This is a genomic window from Bradyrhizobium sp. B124, from assembly GCF_038967635.1.
Lineage (GTDB): Bacteria > Pseudomonadota > Alphaproteobacteria > Rhizobiales > Xanthobacteraceae > Bradyrhizobium.
The window spans coordinates 8,146,311-8,164,186 of the sequence record NZ_CP152413.1; the positions used below are offsets into that span (position 1 = coordinate 8,146,311).

The 17,876-nt window shown below is 59.0% G+C and carries 15 protein-coding genes and 1 riboswitch; of the genes, 4 read left to right on the forward strand and 11 right to left on the reverse strand.

Going from position 1 to position 17,876, the window contains the following annotated elements; genetic code table 11:
- Positions 1 to 2 precede the first annotated feature (2 nt).
- Positions 3 to 728, reverse strand: a complete 726-nt coding sequence (locus AAFG13_RS38325; RefSeq protein ID WP_342710160.1) for a thermonuclease family protein — start codon at positions 726 to 728, stop codon at positions 3 to 5.
- Between the two features lie 801 nt (positions 729 to 1,529).
- Positions 1,530 to 2,354, reverse strand: a complete 825-nt coding sequence (locus AAFG13_RS38330) for a nodulate formation efficiency C protein (RefSeq protein ID WP_342710161.1) — start codon at positions 2,352 to 2,354, stop codon at positions 1,530 to 1,532.
- Positions 2,355 to 3,805: 1,451 nt separating this feature from the next.
- Positions 3,806 to 4,009, forward strand: a riboswitch (cobalamin riboswitch).
- A 100-nt stretch (positions 4,010 to 4,109) separates the two neighbouring features.
- On the opposite strand from AAFG13_RS38330, the gene metE reads away from it, so the two are divergent.
- Complete coding sequence (metE, locus tag AAFG13_RS38335) at positions 4,110 to 6,455, forward strand: 5-methyltetrahydropteroyltriglutamate--homocysteine S-methyltransferase (protein WP_342710162.1); 2,346 nt, start codon at positions 4,110 to 4,112, stop codon at positions 6,453 to 6,455.
- 762 nt (positions 6,456 to 7,217) lie between these two features.
- On the opposite strand, the gene hemN is transcribed toward metE, so the two are convergent.
- The 9 genes from hemN to AAFG13_RS38380 form a co-directional block, all read right to left on the reverse strand.
- The gene (gene hemN / locus AAFG13_RS38340; RefSeq protein WP_342710163.1) at positions 7,218 to 8,570 is read right to left on the reverse strand and encodes an oxygen-independent coproporphyrinogen III oxidase; all 1,353 of its coding nucleotides are present in this window, start codon (positions 8,568 to 8,570) and stop codon (positions 7,218 to 7,220) included.
- 518 nt (positions 8,571 to 9,088) lie between these two features.
- A complete protein-coding gene (locus AAFG13_RS38345) occupies positions 9,089 to 9,688 on the reverse strand; it encodes a hemerythrin domain-containing protein (protein ID WP_342710164.1) in 600 nt (199 codons plus the stop codon).
- Positions 9,689 to 9,841: 153 nt separating this feature from the next.
- Entirely contained in the window at positions 9,842 to 10,525 is a 684-nt protein-coding gene (locus tag AAFG13_RS38350; RefSeq protein WP_342710165.1) for a helix-turn-helix domain-containing protein, read from the reverse strand.
- A 382-nt stretch (positions 10,526 to 10,907) separates the two neighbouring features.
- Positions 10,908 to 11,030 (reverse strand): hypothetical protein, encoded by a 123-nt coding sequence (locus AAFG13_RS38355; protein WP_342710166.1) that lies wholly within the window; start codon positions 11,028 to 11,030, stop codon positions 10,908 to 10,910.
- A 70-nt stretch (positions 11,031 to 11,100) separates the two neighbouring features.
- On the reverse strand, positions 11,101 to 11,934 hold the full coding sequence (locus AAFG13_RS38360; RefSeq protein WP_342710167.1) for a universal stress protein: 834 nt from the start codon (positions 11,932 to 11,934) through the stop codon (positions 11,101 to 11,103).
- Positions 11,935 to 12,354: 420 nt separating this feature from the next.
- Positions 12,355 to 12,738 (reverse strand): hypothetical protein, encoded by a 384-nt coding sequence (locus AAFG13_RS38365; RefSeq protein WP_342710168.1) that lies wholly within the window; start codon positions 12,736 to 12,738, stop codon positions 12,355 to 12,357.
- Positions 12,739 to 12,790: 52 nt separating this feature from the next.
- A complete protein-coding gene (fixJ, locus tag AAFG13_RS38370; RefSeq protein WP_342710169.1) occupies positions 12,791 to 13,396 on the reverse strand; it encodes a response regulator FixJ in 606 nt (201 codons plus the stop codon).
- 6 nt (positions 13,397 to 13,402) lie between these two features.
- Positions 13,403 to 14,821, reverse strand: a complete 1,419-nt coding sequence (locus AAFG13_RS38375; RefSeq protein ID WP_342710170.1) for a PAS domain S-box protein — start codon at positions 14,819 to 14,821, stop codon at positions 13,403 to 13,405.
- A gap of 102 nt (positions 14,822 to 14,923) precedes the next feature.
- Complete coding sequence (locus AAFG13_RS38380) at positions 14,924 to 15,151, reverse strand: hypothetical protein (protein WP_342710172.1); 228 nt, start codon at positions 15,149 to 15,151, stop codon at positions 14,924 to 14,926.
- 341 nt (positions 15,152 to 15,492) lie between these two features.
- Here AAFG13_RS38380 and AAFG13_RS38385 point away from each other — a divergent pair, with 341 nt between their 5' ends.
- The 3 genes from AAFG13_RS38385 to AAFG13_RS38395 all read left to right on the forward strand — a co-directional run bounded on the left by AAFG13_RS38385 (position 15,493) and on the right by AAFG13_RS38395 (position 17,853).
- A complete protein-coding gene (locus AAFG13_RS38385; RefSeq protein WP_342710174.1) occupies positions 15,493 to 15,903 on the forward strand; it encodes a hypothetical protein in 411 nt (136 codons plus the stop codon).
- A 913-nt stretch (positions 15,904 to 16,816) separates the two neighbouring features.
- A complete protein-coding gene (locus AAFG13_RS38390; protein WP_342710175.1) occupies positions 16,817 to 17,077 on the forward strand; it encodes a hypothetical protein in 261 nt (86 codons plus the stop codon).
- Positions 17,078 to 17,523: 446 nt separating this feature from the next.
- Entirely contained in the window at positions 17,524 to 17,853 is a 330-nt protein-coding gene (locus AAFG13_RS38395) for a hypothetical protein (protein ID WP_342710176.1), read from the forward strand.
- The last annotated feature ends 23 nt before the right edge of the window (positions 17,854 to 17,876 follow it).

The following is a 17,876-nucleotide window of genomic DNA, read 5'->3' on the forward strand; positions in this document are numbered from 1 at the left end:
ACTCATCGCGCGGATTTACGCCACCCCTTGGCTTCGGCCTCTGCTTCGCTGCAGAGCCAGCGATCACCCAGCTTCTTCGTCATATCGATTTGTCCGTAACCGAGTTGCCCGGGCAAATGGTAAATGCGCTCGCTCTTGTGGCCCACGGTGCCCTTTATCAGGCAGTCGGGTGAGGGCGGGTCCGATAGCAAAGCAGATCCGAGCAGGAGTTCCTGAGCTTCGGTCGGTACCGAGCTCGCGCCAATAATGATCGTCCCCTTGTCGCGGTGACCCCAGTCCCAAGGCGCGATGAACGCCCCCGACCATATGCCTGCATAAGCGTTGCTCGCCACAACCTCATAGACAACGTAGGTATGGGTATATCGACCCGATGATAGTGCCCAGCCCGAGCTTACCATCCACGCGTTCACGTCCTCGCCTGCGATCAGGCAGCTCCCGAGTGACCCGCCGTACTCGTCTACCCCTTTGGTGTAACAATCCCACGTTCGTCCGTCGGAATGCTTGATAAGCTCATCGCGAGCAGATACGCCACAAGCCCATTTTTGGCCATGGGCGTCGAGGCAAATCTGATCGGTCTCTGGCGCGTCGATGCCCGAGAGCCGAATTTTGGTTTGCTTGATCTCGATCGTATTGCCGTCGAGGATGCGCGCAGGACCGCTGAGTTTCGCCGCGCAAACCGGAGATGCGATGATAGCGAGCAATGCGGACATCATCACGCGGTGTTTCATCCCGATAACCTTTCGCTCTTGGTCCATCCGCTCAGACACCCGTACAATCCGGCGCCGCCACATTCGGCTGCCTGATCTCACGATGTCCGTTATTTGGCCTGTGTTGCATCATCCGGCGTTTGCTTTCTGAAAGCTTGGTCGTGGATTCCACCCTACGTCCTGACGCAAGGTGAGGTTCAAGCGATTTCTTCCAGTTTGCGTGCTGCGGCATGCTTCCGGCCTCGACGGTCTCCCTCTCAGTGGGCGCCCAATAGATCGCGCTCGACCCGCGAGTTCGGCGAAGCTGAGCATGGGGAGAAAGCAAACCTCGGAAGAAGGGGCTCGCCGTCCTGGAGTATGCGCCGTCGTTATCATTTGCCCCGTTCCCGGGTGCCCTCTTAAGCGATCTCGTCGCTGCACTCGGTCCCGCGTGCCGCCTTCGGCCTCGCTTATGCTCACGCTCCTACGAGGACCAACAGTCGCGCAATGCGCTGCGCGCACGCCTGATCGGGACTTGGGTCCCAAGCATCTCTAGGCCAGGTTCCGTGAACAATGGTACGGCAAACTGGTCACGTCGCAGATGATTGGCTTCCTCTCACTGCAGGCGTATGGCGAGGGTCAAACCGGCTCTCATAGCTTGGCACGCGGCCGCCTGGTCACGGGGCGATTCCCTCGCGGACCGAGCCGAGAGCAGTGCTGCCTGAGGTTTCCCGCGACGGGCTGAAAGCTGCAAGGCAGGCTCGCGGTCTATTGCGGAGACGTAACCGGACACGTCAACTTTCAGAGCGCATGTGTTTTGTCGTTGCTCCGACGCGCTCGGCGTCAAGGAGCTGCAGCGCGACCTTGCTCTGTGCGACCATCTCCCGAGGCCTTTCGCGCTCTCTTCAATGCTTCCCATTCATTTGGCTCTATGCGATCGAACCAAGCGCCAGGAGGAAAGCCCGCGATACGCTTGGCAAAGAAGGATTGCGGCGCCCAATCTTGTCCCTCGCTCTTCTCGAAGGTGATGACCCCGTTATGGGTAAAGTAACGGGGCCCTGGGATATTGCAGTTCACCAAAAGAAAAACGCGCCACAGATCACCTTTCTCAGCCGGCTCGTCATTGGGCTTTGGCACGTAATCCACCCCAACGGGTTCAATGATATTGCAGCGTCCGTGTCGCAGAAGATTGCCGAGCTTGCCTTGCGCAGTCGTCACGAAGTTGTAGTTGGCCGGATCATGCAGAAATGGAAGATTTGCGTCCTTTTCGCCATCCGTGATTTCACTGGCGATCAACGATAGCGCCAAGGCGCGCCAGCCCAATTCAATGGGCTTTGCATACGTCGACGTAAGTCTGATCGTCCCATCGACTGCGATCTTCCAGGCAATAACGTACTGTTCGTCTGATTTATTGTTCTGGTGCCTGGTCCATGAAAGATAAACGTACTCAGTTCGGTCAATTCCTTCAGCGACTCCCCACGTTTGAGGAACGAACTTCGCCACCTTCGAGACCCTGGAGATAATGTGTTCTATCGTGTCACCGTCCTGTGCTCGCCACATTGACTTGACTCGTTCGACAAGGGCGTTGTCGTTGCCGCGAACATTGTTGCTCGTCGCAACCAGCCCGGCCAGGCAGATCAGTGATCGACCGAGATAGAACAAAAGCACGCGTCTTCCAGCTATTTTCTTCATAACCGCCGGCCCATCTGGTTTTCATCCACACGTCAATTCCAAAGCGGAGCAACGCGCTAAGCGCGATCGCAAGAAGTTGGCGGCGACGTGACGCGGGCGCCCGCCGGTGTCCCACGTGAGCAGGCGCTGTCCCCTCCATGCCACGCGCCGCCAACCTCGATGGCCAGCCAAAGCCTCAAGTTGCGATGCTGGACCTGCCCAGGTGGAGAAGCCTGGACAGGTGGACGGTCTGCATTCTTCGTGCCAGGTAAATAGGTGGCAGTTCGCACCATATTTGTGTCGTCCTTGTTCGCTTTCCGACTTGCGCACGTATTGATGTTTCCATTCAGGCTATCCGCCGCGACTTCCATGATTCATCCCTGTCACGCACTGGATCTTCGGCCGCGCAGGCGAACCCGTGAGGTTCCTGGCGACAGTTGGGGTTTGCGGCCATTGAACCGTTTGGGTCGGTGTCGTAGCGGCAACGTCGGCGTTCGATCCCCGCCATGCCTTCACTTGCGGCCAAGGCGTCCGCTGCGGCGGCTTGGCGCTCCTTCGCGGCCATGCGACGCTGCAGGAATTTCGAGGAATGGGGGCCAGTTGTGCTTGGCCCTCTACGGCCCACAACGCGCGAAGTCGCTTTTCAGCGCCGGGCATCTGGAATACACGCCAAGGAAGTCCACCCCTCGAGCAGGCGGACGAGAAGTGGCGTTCGCGCTGCGCACGCGCGAGGGCACGTTATCGGCCCGTCGTTCATCGACGGGTCGTCGCTGTTCATGATTGGAGGAGTGCGCTTCCACGCCGTGTCGATATTCGTAAAGCGGGTGGGGGCGTCGAGCCGTGCTAGCGTCGCTTTGAGCTGCTCAATAGTTTTGAGAGTATCTGTCTAACGGGTTGACTCATGAACGGCCTTATCATCCATCCGAACAGGCCAACCGTAAAGACGCCAACCGCAAAGACGCCGAGGGTACTCCAAACAGCCATTTTCATTGCGGGCCTCTCTGTTCCGGTTGAGGAGGTTCGATATGCTTGCTCAGGCAGTATCGCCAAAAAAGACCTGCGTGACGCCTACCAGAATTGGCTGGCATCGTAAGACAATATGCCCGCTGAGTATGCTGTTGGAGTTCCGCATATGTCTTGCGATTGCCAACACCGATCCTTGATTGTTGGTGGAGAAGCCGGACGCAGGATAGCGTTCTTGATGAACCGTAGCTGACTCACATGAAGACCGTCTGCTCGGCGCAATGGCCCTCATCGCGCGGGCCGCGTTTGTCTCTTGCTCGGATCTGACGCGCGGCTTCACGTCGACGCACCATCCGATATGGTCATTGGGATATTCATGATTGCAGACGGGGTCTAAATCGAGATCAATGGTGAAGGTGGACCATCATTCGCATAAGAGAGGCCACGGCATTAATTTGAGAGGTTGACGGAATAGTTCTCTTGCCGATAATCCAAGCCGTCGAGGTTCTCCGGGTCCCACTTGATCCGGAGCTAAGAGGGAAGCCGGTGCCAATGCCGGCGCTGCCCCCGCAACTGTGAGCGGAGAGCCGCTGTCCAACAGAGTCACTGAAGCCTGCGCGGCTTCGGGAAGGCCGGACAGCGGCGATGACCCGCGAGCCAGGAGACCTGCCCCGGCAATATATTCGTCCACGGGCGGGGTGCCCCGGTGGTACGCCAAGCAGCCGTCGCTCGCGCGACTTGCCTGCCTGCGTCCGCCCTGGCCTTTGCCCCCAATATGGGGTTAACGCTATGTCTCTTCTCTCGCTTCCGGTTGCTACGCTCGGAACGCCGCGCATCGGTCCAAGGCGCGAGCTAAAGCTCGCGCTCGAAAGCTACTGGGCCGGAAGAATCAGCGAACAGCAGTTGCTCGAGGACGCAGCCGGCCTGCGTGCTGCGAACTGGGCTCGCCAGACATCCCTCGGTGTCACTGTCATTCCGTCGAACGATTTCTCGCTGTATGACCAGGTGCTCGACACCAGTGTCATGGTTGGAGCTATCCCGGAAATTTACGCGCCGAAAGCCGAATCCGTTTCGCTCAAGACTTACTTCGCCATGGCACGCGGTTCACAATGCGACGGGCAGGATGCGAGTTGCGGTCACGGATCGCGCGCCTATGGCGCACCCGCGCAGGAGATGACCAAGTGGTTCGACACCAACTACCACTACATGGTCCCGGAATTGAACCGTGGGCAGACTTTCAGGCTGTCCTGTCGTAAGCCTATCGAAGAGTATGAGGAAGCCAAGGCGCTTGGCTTTCAGACCCGCCCTGTCCTGATCGGGCCGGTCACATTCCTAAAGCTCGGCAAGAGTGCGGATCCTGCCTTCCAGCCTCTGTCACTGCTGGATGACCTGATACCGGTCTATATCGAGGTTTTGCAGGAATTGGCTAAACGCGGGGCAAGCTGGGTTCAGTTCGACGAGCCCTGCCTCGTCCTCGATCTGGATGAGAGCTCGCGAAAATCCTTGCTCCATGCCTATGACCGGCTCGCAAAGGAGGGGCCGGCCATCAAGATCATGGTAGCGAGCTATTTCGGCGACCTCCGTGACAATCTGGACACCGCCTTGCGCCTGCCTATTGCCGGGCTGCACGTCGATCTGGTTCGCGCGCCACGGTTATTGGACGAGATCATTGCTGGCAGCCGGAATGATCTCGTCATGTCGCTCGGCGTCATAGACGGCCGCAATGTGTGGCGGTCGAACTTGTCGGCGCTCCGCCAGCGGCTGGATCCCGCAATTGCGAAGCTCGGCAAGGATCGCGTCCAGATCGCCCCATCCTGCTCACTGCTTCATGTGCCGGTCGATGTCGAACTCGAGACGGAGCTCGCTTCCGACGTTAAGAGCTGGCTTGCTTTCTCGGTTCAGAAGATGCGCGAGCTTGCGGCCTTGGCGCGGGCACTCGCAGGCGACCAGAATGTTGCGAAAGCTCTTGCGGAATCCGAGCGTGCCGCGTCCATCCGTCGCACTTCGCCGAAGATCCGTGATCCCGATGTCGCTGTCCGGCTCGGAGCGATCAACCAGACCATGCGCGGGCGCGCCAGCCCATTTGCCAGTCGTGCCGAGATCCAACGCAAGCGCTTCGGACTACCGGCTTTTCCTACCACGACGATCGGATCGTTTCCGCAGACCACTGCTGTCCGTAATGCTCGTGCCGCGCATGCGCGAGGCTTGATGAGCGACGAGCGATACGACAAGTTTCTCAAGGAAGAGACGGCGCGCGCCGTGCGTTGGCAGGAGGAAATCGGTCTCGACGTGCTCGTGCATGGCGAGTTCGAGCGCAATGACATGGTGCAGTACTTCGGCGAACAACTCGCCGGCTTCGCATTTACCAAGAACGGTTGGGTGCAATCCTATGGCTCGCGCTGTGTCCGGCCGCCGATCCTGTTTGGCGATGTCTCACGGCCGCAGCCGATTACCGTAGACTGGTGGCGCTACGCGCAATCACTAACCAAGAAACCGATGAAGGCGATGTTGACTGGACCGGTAACGATCTTGAACTGGTCGTTTGTTCGCGACGATATTCCCCGAAGCGAGGTCTGCCGTCAAATTGCGCTCGCGATCCGAGACGAAGTCGCCGATCTCGAGAATGCTGGTGCGACCATGATCCAGATCGACGAAGCTGCCCTGCGCGAAGGATTGCCATCACGTCGATCGGAATGGCCGGCTTATCTCGAATGGGCCGGCGATTGCTTCCGCATCTGCTCATCGGGCGTCGCCGATCAAACCCAGATCCATACCCATATGTGCTACTCGCAGTTCAACGATATCATCGATGCGATTGCGGCAATGGACGCGGATGTCATCTCGATCGAGACTTCGCGCTCGAAAATGGAACTGCTTGACGCGTTCAGGAGCTACAAATATCCAAATCAAATCGGGCCAGGCGTGTACGACATCCATTCTCCACGCGTTCCCGAGACGGGCGAGATGAAGGAGCTCATGGCGTTGGCTCGCATGCGGCTGCAGGATTCGCAACTCTGGATCAATCCGGACTGTGGCCTGAAGACGCGCAAATGGGAGGAGGTTCGCCCGGCGCTGGTCAATATGGTCGCTGCTGCCCGCGAATTGCGCGCTGCATCCAATCCAGTAGGCCGCTGATCCAGCCTGGTCTTTCGTCGAGAAAGTGGATCCGCTTGCGGGCCATTTGAGCTCTCGATAATCCCGAGGAATCTTGATGAGCACAAAAAAGCCCGGCCGCCATTAGCGGCCGGGCGGAAGTCTAGTCTGGGAGGGGCGATGCTGCTACGCATCGCGCCGAACTTCCACCGGCAGAGGGAGGGACAGCCGATGGCTCGATCACAGCGAGGACATTCGCCGAAAATCTGAGCCCAGTTAAAGCACAAGCTCAACGCAGCTCAATTATGCCGTGGTATGCGGCCGATATCGCCGAGGATTAGAAATCTACACCAAGGTTTGTCGCTGATCGGCACTTTCGCAACGCTTTGCCGGGTCAAGCAAGGCTGGGGCGGCTGCCGGGCGGGCGCGGCATGGACGGGCACTAAGCGCACGTGGTGCGCGATCCTGCGCGCAAAATGATATGCTCAGCGAAACTATACGAAAAATGCCGACTGCAAGGATCGTATAGTCGTGATCAATGCAATGAGCGCCTTGCCATTGAGAGGCTCTGCTTCGGGCGGTTCATCGGTTCCATCCGATAGTCAAGTCCCGGTTCCAACCTCTGTTTGAGATATTTGTGCTGCAGATGGAGAGGGTGTGACGACGACGCTTGCAGAGCAAACCCGGAGCGGGATGCCGATCTACATGCTCTTCAGTCGTGCGATTGGTGCCAACCCGAAGCATAGGCCGGTTCGGTGATGCCGATTTCGGATTCCGAAACCGGTTAGGTTCGGCTTGGTCGGTTTAGACCGCGCGACTGTGCGTAGCCCGGGACCGAGGAAGGTGAGCGTCGAACGCCGCTGCGACGCTCCGGACCAGGAACTCTGCGCCATCGGCTACGGAAAGCCGACCATCGTCAATGACCATGACGCCATCTGCGATAAGGCTGTCGAACCGGGCATGATCGACGACGGCCAACCTCGGATCCCTGCCGTGACGACGGGAGATCTCGGAGAGATCGACTGCCATGTCGCACATGATTCGCTCGATGATCTCGGCGCGGAAGCGATCGTCGCCCGTCAGTAAATAGCCCTTCGCGGTGGCGAGCCGATCCTCGGTGATGCGTGCGAGGTAGTCCTTTGTCGAGACAGCGTTCGCGACAAACCCCTGTTCCATGCGGCCGATGGCGCTGGCGCCCAGACCAATGAGGGCTTCAGCGCAATCGTCAGTATAGCCCTGGAAATTGCGCCTCAACCTGCCTTCCTGCCTTGCCTGGGCGAGATTGTCGTCCGGCAGGGCGAAGTGATCGATGCCGACGCGTACGTATCCAGCATCAACCAAAGCTTCCGCGATCGTTTCGGATTGGAGGTGCCGCTCGACACTGTCGGGCAGAGTGGATTCATCGATCTTGCGTTGATGCTTCTTGAGGGAAGGAATGTGCGCGTAGCCATAGGCCGAAAACCGGTCCGGATGCAGCTCGAGGCATTTGGCGACGGTGTCCAGGCACGAAGAAACCGTCTGCTGGGGCAGGCCATAGAGCAGGTCGAAACTGATCCGGCCGACGCCGGCGCGGCGCAACCGATCGACCGAAGTCGCAGTCTCTGCGAAGCTCTGCACACGATTGATGGTCCACTGAACAACTGGATCGAAGCTCTGGACACCAAGGCTCGCCCGGTTAACCCCGCAATAGCCTAGCGCCTCGGCCATCGGCTCGCTCAACATGCGTGGATCGATCTCTACGGCGATCTCGGCATCAGGCAGGACAGCGAAGCAATAGCGCAACGAACCGACCAGATCAGCAAACGTTTCGGGCGTCATGATCGTCGGGGTGCCGCCCCCGAAGTGAATGTGAGAGATCGGCTGTCGTTGACCGACGGTTTCTGCGACAAGGTAGGCTTCAGTGCGCAGTCCCGCTACATAGATCGCGATCGGCTCGTGGCGTGTCGTGACAGATGTGTGGCAGCCACAACACAAGCACATGTTTCGACAAAATGGCACGTGCACGTAGATTGAGGCGGATTGCCGGGCGCCCAACGACCTGAGCCACGTTTGGTAGTCGGATTCGCAAACTGACGCTGAGAAATGCGGGGCGGTCGGATAGCTGGTATAGCGCGGCAGCCGGTGCTGCCCGTAGGATTGTGCCAAGTCCGGTCGCATTCGGATGCCTTGCCTTTCTTCCTCGCTCGACCGATTACCGGACACGCGGCATATAAGCTTTGCGCTGGCTCAAAATATCCGCGTTGCTGATGGCCATGGTGACTCTGTAATCGAAACTGGTAGAGCATGCCCGCGGCGTATACATCGCACTTTGGACCGCGATGAAGCGGTCACGCGCCGGGCTCCGCGCGGCCGCAATTGTCCGTCCTTATCGGTCAGCGGACGTGCGATGCACCGGTTTCGCGCGATATCAATGCGGCGTAGGCCGAGCCATACTGCCAACTGTGTGCGGACGGTCACATTATAGAACCTGCCGGCTCCTGAGCTGCGGAGAGGTTCGGCCATGCCGTACGCGACCGGTGGCCGAAGGCGGCGATCATCGAGCGCAGAAGCCGTCTTGGCCGTGCAGGCAGCGTGCGCCGGGCGAGCATCGCCACCTTCATTTCAACACGATGAGCATAAGCGGATTCTTCTCATGACACGCCTGGGATCAATACGGCCATCCGTCTCGGTGCCATTTAGCGGGTTGCCGCCATTGCGGACAAACATGCGACCGAGCCCCGTTCGGCTTCAGCTTCTTGCTCCAATTCTAGAATGTGCGCTCTCAGCACATCGGATGTCGCTTCCGCTGTCTCGCTGAATAGCGGATCCCCATGATCGGTGACGGCGGAAGCGATTTCGATCCAATCCTGAGCCGATAGAGCCTTAAGGGCGGCGGGGAAGAAATCTCGTTCTTCCCACATTATATGGTGGCGCTCGCATACTATAAAGTCGCGTACGATGTTGCCGACGTCTTGCCGAAGGATTTCGCGATCCGCGAGGACGCCATCAATAGCGTGAGCGAATCGGTGCAAACGGTCAACGACTTCCTGGTGTTCATGCGCGAGATCGCCAACGAGTGCAGCCGCATTCGGGTCGCGGGTCTTGAGCTTGGAAAAGATCAAGTCTTCCTGGGGATGATGGTACACCTCCGGGTAAACCTCGAAGTAGCTGATGATCGCGCGAATGACCTCGTAGTCAGGACGGATCCCCTGCTCAAAGATCTCCAATTCACGTTGGAGGGCGACCAGAAGCAGATCAATGTTGCGATGCTCTCGAAGCAAAGAATCGATGATCATTGCCGTGCTCCATGGAGGAACAATCGAATTTTAGATGTGATTCTTCCATTCGTGCTAGATCGCCGAATTTCGTTGTCGTTCACTCGCAGCAATGCTGTTCGGCGCACAGAAGTAGCGTATTTCACAGCGGTGCTTGCACTTGCGCAAATCAACTTAGCCCAGGTTCTGCAAAAAACAGCTGGGCAATCTATGGTGACGCAACTCGACTCGGCGTAAGGTCTGCAGGGCGATCACGCCATTCTGCTCAAGCTGTTTAAAGGTGCGCGACACCGTTTCGATCGTCAAACCAAGGTAATCGGCAACATCCCGCCGTGACATCGGGAGTTCGATGGCACCGTTGTTCGTCGCGCGACGAGACATATCGAGCAAGAAAGTCACGACCCGTTCTTCAGCGCTGCTGATCAAGAGCGTCAGATGTTCCTGGAGACGATGGAGCTCAAGCGCCATCGCCTCCCACAGCTGTCGCGTGAGTTCCCTCTCGTGACTGGCGCGAACAATGAGGGCGGTGCGCTGCACCATTAGCAGGTGCGTCTCACAGATCGCCTCGGCCGAAGAGATATGGCCTTCTCCGGCCTCGAAGCCGAAGATGTCACCAGGCAGGTAGAAAGCACCGATCTGACGACGTCCATCGTGCAGAATCTTGTAGGTCCGTACCGCACCCGACACCACCTGATATAGGTATTCCGCTGCCTCGTTCTCGCCGTAGATCTCGCTGTTGAGAGTGAAGCGCATCGGTGTGGCAACCATACCAAACGGTCCATGGCTACAAGCTTTCCCACGCACGACGTTAGTCGGATGACGGCTGATCTCGTGAAAACTGGTGGCCTGGGCGCACATGGCGAACTCAATTGCGAACGTCGATGGTACGCAGATTGGCCGCTCGTAACGAACCGGGAAACTTGGATGTTTCCCCTAAGTAAAAACCCCTAAGTATTTACACGTAAGTCCTGTGAGGAGGGCGTCTTGAATGAGTGCGGCGCGGCCCCTTGGTTGCGCAAACACGCTTAAAGCAGGCTAAGCCGCTTCGGATCGGAGGCTGCATGCTGGTGGCAGCAGACATTGGCAGCATCCCGGATCGATTTGCGCGGGGCGATTCGGACGACGTGCTTGGTCATGATCTGATCCGCGCTTGTGGGAGCTGATTGGGAGAGTGGATCATAGAACTCGGCTTGCGCGACATGTTGACCTGGCTCAACAGCCGGGCTTGCTCTCCAGGATTTCAGAAGCCGGAGGAAATCGCGACCTGGCCTGGCCTGAAGCTGAACTCGGGCATCGCCGGTTGGTCGGTAAAGAGACTGTCCGCGAGGCGGCGGTCCTGTTGCTGATCGGCTGGCGTCGCCATTGCGCCGATCGCGACGGCGTTCAGACCGCATCCCGAATCTGACGGCATGTCGTCCGTACAATTCTTGCTTTCAATGCGACATCAGAACCGGGATGGTGATTGCCCGAAGCATGTCCCCCGAGATGCGGCGGAGCAACCTTTCCTGCAGCCGACAGTGGCCGTATCCGCTCATCACTAGCAGGTCGAGGCTTTCCTCCGCTGCAAGCGAAAGGAGGGCGCGCTGCGCGGACCAGGATGCTGGGAGCGACACGACCTTTGCAGCAAGCCCTGACCTTGCAAGGTACTGTCCCAAATGGTCGGTGGAACTTTCTGCCCGCACCCTGTCCGGAGCGGTGATCGCGATGATGGTGAGCGCGTCGGCTTTGCGCAGCAGTGGCATCGCGTCGTGCAATGCACGGGCCGCACGGCGGCTGCCGTCCCAACAAATCCCGATTCGTCTGGTCGAAAAAGCCCCGTGAAAGGTGTATGGCAGGTACAGGACGGGCCTGCCGGCCTGGAAAAGGATCTTCCTGGGAATGGCGTTATCGTAGCTGTCATAGCCGCTCTGAGGCTGTGTGACGATGGTCATGTCGTGGACCCGCGCGCTCGCGCAGATGATTCGGCGCGCCTCGGCAGGAACCGCACTCAGCGGGCGGCTCGTGTAGGAGATGCCTGCGTTCCTTGCTTGCAGATCAAAGACATGAAGTACCGCTTCGGCTCGCTCGAACGCACGCGCCTGCTCGACTTCGAAGACCGAGGTGACTGCCGTCCCGCTGAGCCCAATGAGCGGAAGAATGGTCCTCTCGTAGCCGATCGCCACCACGTCAAGATGCGCGCCCGTGCTCAGTGCGAAGGAAATCGCACCGTTCACCGTAGCCCGCACCGGAAGCTCCGTGGGAAGATGGACCAATATGGTCCCGAACATTGCCGTTCTCCGGGCATGAAAGGCCTGCTGCCCACCGGAGCACAAATCTGGGCTGGGCAATTGATCTCCTTCAAATGCCGTCGTTGATTTTGTTTGAGTGCGATCAAACCGGCCACGGAGGAGTTTGCGTGACGGTGCGATGCCAAGTCAAGCGGCGAGGAACCAGCATGACGTGTGTTGCATCGGTAATGCCAGTCGTAGTGCTGCAGGATTCGGCACAACCATTCCATCGCAGATACCAGTGCGGCGATCGTGGCCGAGAAGACATCCTGGATGCCGTCCATTCCTCGCCATCGCCGGTCGACATTCATCTTGTGGCAAACAGGTGTTTACTGAACGCGAGGAACGACAAGCCGGCAGCCAAGGTGATGAACGGCTCGTTCGCCGCGGTCAAGGGGGATGCGCCAGTGCTCGATCTTCTCAAACTGACGCTGGAAATTCAACCAGCGCGACTCGCCGGCGATGGATGACACAAGCAGTCGCGTCGGCATCGTTTCGGATCATGATGTCCTCAACCATTAGGTAAATCGGTCCTTGTGTCCGAGATCGGCGCTTGCCGGAATTGATGAGAACAATCCTGCGCTCGAACGCGCCCATCGCGTCGAGTAGGTGCTCTTGAGGGCCTCTCTTGCTGCCATCGGTATCGATGCGCTCGCCGACGTCGTCGCGCAAATCGGGGCAGATGGACGTCAGCGCGACAGCTGTGCGCGGATCTGCCGCACCATCGACGAATTCGTCTAAGCGACCGCCACCAACAACACCGCCAGCCCGGCGCGGAGCGTTGCTCCCGGAACCACCGTTCATCGCCTCATCCACGCACCTTGAATAAGCCATATCGTGCCGCTTGCCGATGCTGCTAGAGCCCCGCGGTGATCGCGATCCGCATCAACTCGGACATGCTGCGGACATTGGTCTTGGCCATGAGGTTCGCGCGGTAAACATCGACTGTCCGGGCGCTGATGCCAAGATCATGGGCGATCACCTTGTTGATCTTGCCGGCTAATAGTCCCTGAAGAACGTCACGCTCGCGCGACGAGAGCTCCGCGAGACGGGCTTCCGCCTGCCTTTTCGCTGCGTCATCGGCTACCTTCGCGGGCTGCGCTTCCAAGGCACTATTGATGGCACGCAATAGACCCTCGTCCTGGAACGGCTTCTCGATGAAATCGACCGCACCCGCTTTCATCGCTTCAACTGCGAGCGATACGTCGCCATGGCCGGTGATCAGGACGACGGGGCAGCCGACGCGGTCGGCCTTCAGCTTGCGGAGCAGTTCGAGGCAGCTCATGCCCGGCATGCGGATGTCTGATACATTGCAGTCGGCCGGACCGATTGCGACCTCATCGAGGAACTCAATCGCCGTCTCATACGTCGCTACGCAGAAACCGTTGACATCAAGCAAAAACGCGAGCGAGTCGCGCATCGCGGCGTCATCGTCGATCACAAGAATGCGCCGCCCAGTCATGCCTCTTCACCAATCTCCGCAAATGGCAGGGTGAACTGAAAAATCGTGCCGCCGCCGGGCTTCGCTTCCGCGACGATGTGGCCGCCATGGGATTCGATGATCGTCCGGCAGATTGACAGTCCCACCCATGCCATGCTCTTTCGTCGTGACAAAGGGCTGGAACAGGCGGTCGGCGATATCGGGGCTGATGCCGGGGCCCGTATCGGCAACGGTAAACCTGGCGAGGCCATCGACCTTGGTAACTCCGACGGTCAATTCGCGGCGCGGGCAGGACGCCATCGCCTCGATTGCGTTGCGTATCAGGTTCAGCGCGACTTGCTGGATCTGGATCTTGTCGACGATCATTGACGGTAGATCGGGGTCGCTGCGGATCGCCACGCGCACGCCTTGTTCCTTGGCGCCGAGAAGTGCCAGCGCAACAGCCTCCTCAAGAAGCATGATCGGGTTCTCCACAGAATGCTGCGTCTCGCCTTTGGCAACGAATTCCCGCAGGCGTTTGACGATATCGCCCGCGCGCAGAGCCTGTTGGGCGGCGTGTTCCAGTGCATCACCAATGCGCTTGACGTCCGGCTTGTCTGACGCCAACGCAACCTTTGCGCCCCGCATGTAGTTTGTAATGGCGGAGAGCGGCTGGTTGATTTCATGGGCGATAGACGATGCCATTTCACCCATGGCGGTCAGCCGCGACACGTGCACGAGTTCAGATTGCAGCTCTTGCAGCCGCCGTTCCTGCGCCCGGCGTTCGGTGAGGTCTCGGATGAAGCCAGTGAAGAAGCGTTCCTCGCGCACTTTGGCCTCACCTACGGCAAGTTCCATCGGAAAGGTCGAGCCGTCGCTCCGCTCGCCGACCACGATGCGGCCGATGCCGATGATGCGCCGCTCGTCAGTGGTCCGATAACGATCCATGTAGCGGTCGTGCTCGGTGCGATAGGGCTGCGGCATCAACTTGGATACATTCTTTCCGACGACTTCGTCCGGCGACCAGCCGAACAAACGCTCTGCCGCGACGCTGAACGAGCGAACGATGCCCTTCTCGTCAATCACGATCATCGCTTCCGGGACGGTGTCCAGGATCGACTGCAAATGGGCTTGCCGATACCGCGCCTGTTCCGATTCCTGCCGCAGCCGATCGCCCATGAAGCCAAGCATGGGACCAAGGACCGCGAATCCGGCGATATCGATCATGTTTGCGGAAGCGGTGATGAGGCCTTTCCCAAGAAAGGCTGCGCCGATGATCAGGCAGAGCAGGGTAGTAAAACTCGCCGGTCCGCGGCCGCCGGCAAAAGCGGCAAAAACGACGGCTGGAAGGTAGATGATCGTGAACGCGCGGCCCTCGAGATACGGATCTAGCGCTGCTCGCAGTACGAGGGCCAGCGCGGCGGCTGCCGCGGCAGTGCCATAGCGGTACCAGTTGCGATCGGACATATTTCCGGGCAGGCCCTCTCATTCGATCGACTTTACATCGTTGGGCCGCGGGCGGCTACGGGACGCAGACGCGTCCCAATTTACGTCGATGTATGGCCGCCGCTATTTGGGCCAGATGCGCCAGTGCGTGGGCTGCACGGCAACGTGTTCTCCGGTCTTGGCCTTGACCCAGCCGCCGAAGATTCGGCGGCAAGGGAAGACGAGCCGGTGAATGGCATTACCTTCGATTACGGCAATCTCCAGGTCCCAATCAAAGGGCGCCGTTTCGACCCGTTCCCAAGTCACGTTGCCAATAGATCCCGGACGGAGTTCATCGCCGCGGACTGACATATTCAAGCATCCTTCCGAACAATACGGACCACATCACTTGTCCGTCGCGCGAGCAGGGGCAGCGCAATATCGCCCAAGGGGCGCGTGGTCTCGATCGCGTCAGTCGCCGCCGCGGTCCCCTCGGCCGTGGCGCCGTCGCAGCCATCGTGCTGCGAGATGATCCGATCGCCAACCGAAATATGAGGGCTAACACTGCAAAGCAACTCCCGGGCTTTGGTCGGATCGATCCGGACCTGCTCAAGCAGGGCCGGTTAATCTTGATCGGCTTCCTCAAGCATCTAGACTGGACTGCGGTTCCCGCAACGGTGCCCGCGGCGGGGTAGGTTTCGCCGTGGCCTGTCATGTCGAACATCCTTCGTCGTTGGGAAAATCTCCTCGTCCCACGGCGTCATCGTGAGGCGTTGAGTGTTGATGGGGGCGACCACGCCCTTGCGAGCCCAGAAGCGTCTTCAAGCGAGAACGGGACGATCCCGCATTCGCTTGATGTCATTTGGGTCGGCCTAACTACGCTCGGCGCCGAGCATCGCGCCAGTCCGCAGGTCGATGAAGTGGACACCATCGCAAGCGGCGCAGGTTATCGGGTGCAGGTCGTTGACGCTCAGCTCGGTTGCGTCATCCGGCAGCAGTCCTTGAACCCGGTCGCCGGTACTTGGACACGAAAAGATGATGGGGCGCCAAGTCTTTCTGTCTGCCATGTGTCTGACCTTGACTGGAAGGCCGTTTCTATCGGTAGCCCGCCGCTGACATATTGATGCAGGTCAAGAAGCAGATGCGTGTCTAGTGCTTCGGATAGCCAGGGGCCCCTGCGAGCGGGACTGGGAACTTGCGGGCAACATGTTCGAACGCGGATGATTCGCCAGCGCGCGCCTTGGTCCGCGACAGGCCCGCGAGCAGTCGGGTCGATGGAAATCAAAATGCCGGACGCGCGATTGTGTCAATGTTGAAGGCACCGCACGCGCGTCGGGCCATGACAACATGTGTCAATATGCTGCAAGAGCCACGAAGGAGATGATAAATTGATTGCTCGCCTCGCATTGTCGGTGGCCTTCGGCGCTGATCGCGGCCATAGGCCCCGGCGCTGAGGTCCTGAACCTTGGGATTATCGAAGCTTTGGCTGCGACCAGCCTGATCATCGGCTTTGCGGTCGCGGCGGCAGGGTGGACCGTCAGAAGTGGGATGGGGGCGGCTCGCCTCATTGCTCACGATCGCGGCGCGCAGGTCTCGCCGCCGATAGTGCCCCCGCCGTCCGGCGCTCGCCAGAAGAGGCTCTGCCCGGTGATTGCCCAATTGGTCGGAGTTTGCGGAAATGCCTCCTGAGAACGCTAAGCATCGCCTGCAAGATTCGCGATTGCCGGCGATTGAATATGGGGTCGATGGAGGTCAACAATCGGTATCTCAGACGTGACGGTCCACGCCGCCGCTCTCGACCGTATCGACGAGAAATTCCCGGATCAGCGTCTCAAACTAATCGGTCGAACGCATGAACAGAGCAGAAGTCGCTGTTACGGAGCCACGTCAAGCTAGCGATTGCGAATTCTGTAGAAGAATAAGAACGCTTTCGTCGCGCTGCCCAAGCCTCGACGTGGGTCTTGACGAAAGACAATCTCTTTGCGATGCGGCTTGAGGCAAATCAAATACTTTTCCGGCGCAAATGGCAGAATAGGCATGGCTAAGCCAACCCACAAGAAGAGGGTGTTCATGCCTTCATTTAACGTTCGCTTCATTAAGACCGTTTGCGACGATACCGGCCACGAGCATCGTGCCTGCCAGGCAGCGTTCAAGGTTGATGCCGCCTCGCTGAGTGCTGCTGCACAGCAGGCGGAGACCGACTTCTGCAAGCAAAGGGGTGTCCGCGATTGGACCATCTTCGCCGATGCGATGGAGCTTCGAACCCCGCCTGCACTGCCGCCGGCATGGGGTGGCTAGCCAAAGTTCGGCTAGCCAGAGGTCCGCGCATTTCATGAGGCACTCAATCTGCGAGTTCAAATGCGATCGCAAAAACATTATTGCGAGCGTTGATTCGAGAGAGAAGCTTTGCGATGCCGTCACCAATTCAGCAGGCGCCCTGTTGTTCGCGGCACCAAGCAGACCTTGCCGGACTTTTGCCGGTCGTTCAGCTGCCTCGCCGCGGCGCTCCGCCGAGCGTCGGTCCGGAAGACGGATCCGGATCAAACGATTTGATCTCACAAACTGGTCTTGTTTGATGCAGTCAAAAACAAATCTGCCTCCGGCAGCTAAGGCTGCCTCGAGGAATATGACACATGGTTAGCTCATCTGCACATATCGGGGGTCCTTGGTGGTTTCCTTGGCGGCTTAGGAATCTGTTTGGTCGGTTGCGAGCGAGCCTGTCTCGGACATCCGAACTGGCTTGCTTGAGCCCGCAAGACGTCGATGCGATCGCTCGTGAGCTCAATTTGTCCACGTCCGCTTTTCGAACGATGGCGCAAAGTCCAGGCTCACCTGAACTCTTGAACAAGCGCCTCGCACTTGCGGGGTTTTCCGAGAATGCGCTTGCCGCCCGCCATGGTGACGTATTGCGCGATCTGCAGCGGGTGTGCGGCCTGTGTCGGGCCAAGACCCGCTGCGCCGCCGCCGTCGAAAGACAGAAGTTTGCAAGTCCCCTGAAAGACTGCCCCAACGAGCAAACCTTGCTCGCGCTCGGTCGCGAGATCGATGCGCTCCCGCAGCGCTTTCGCGACTGATCGCGCTCAACCGTTCCCTCACC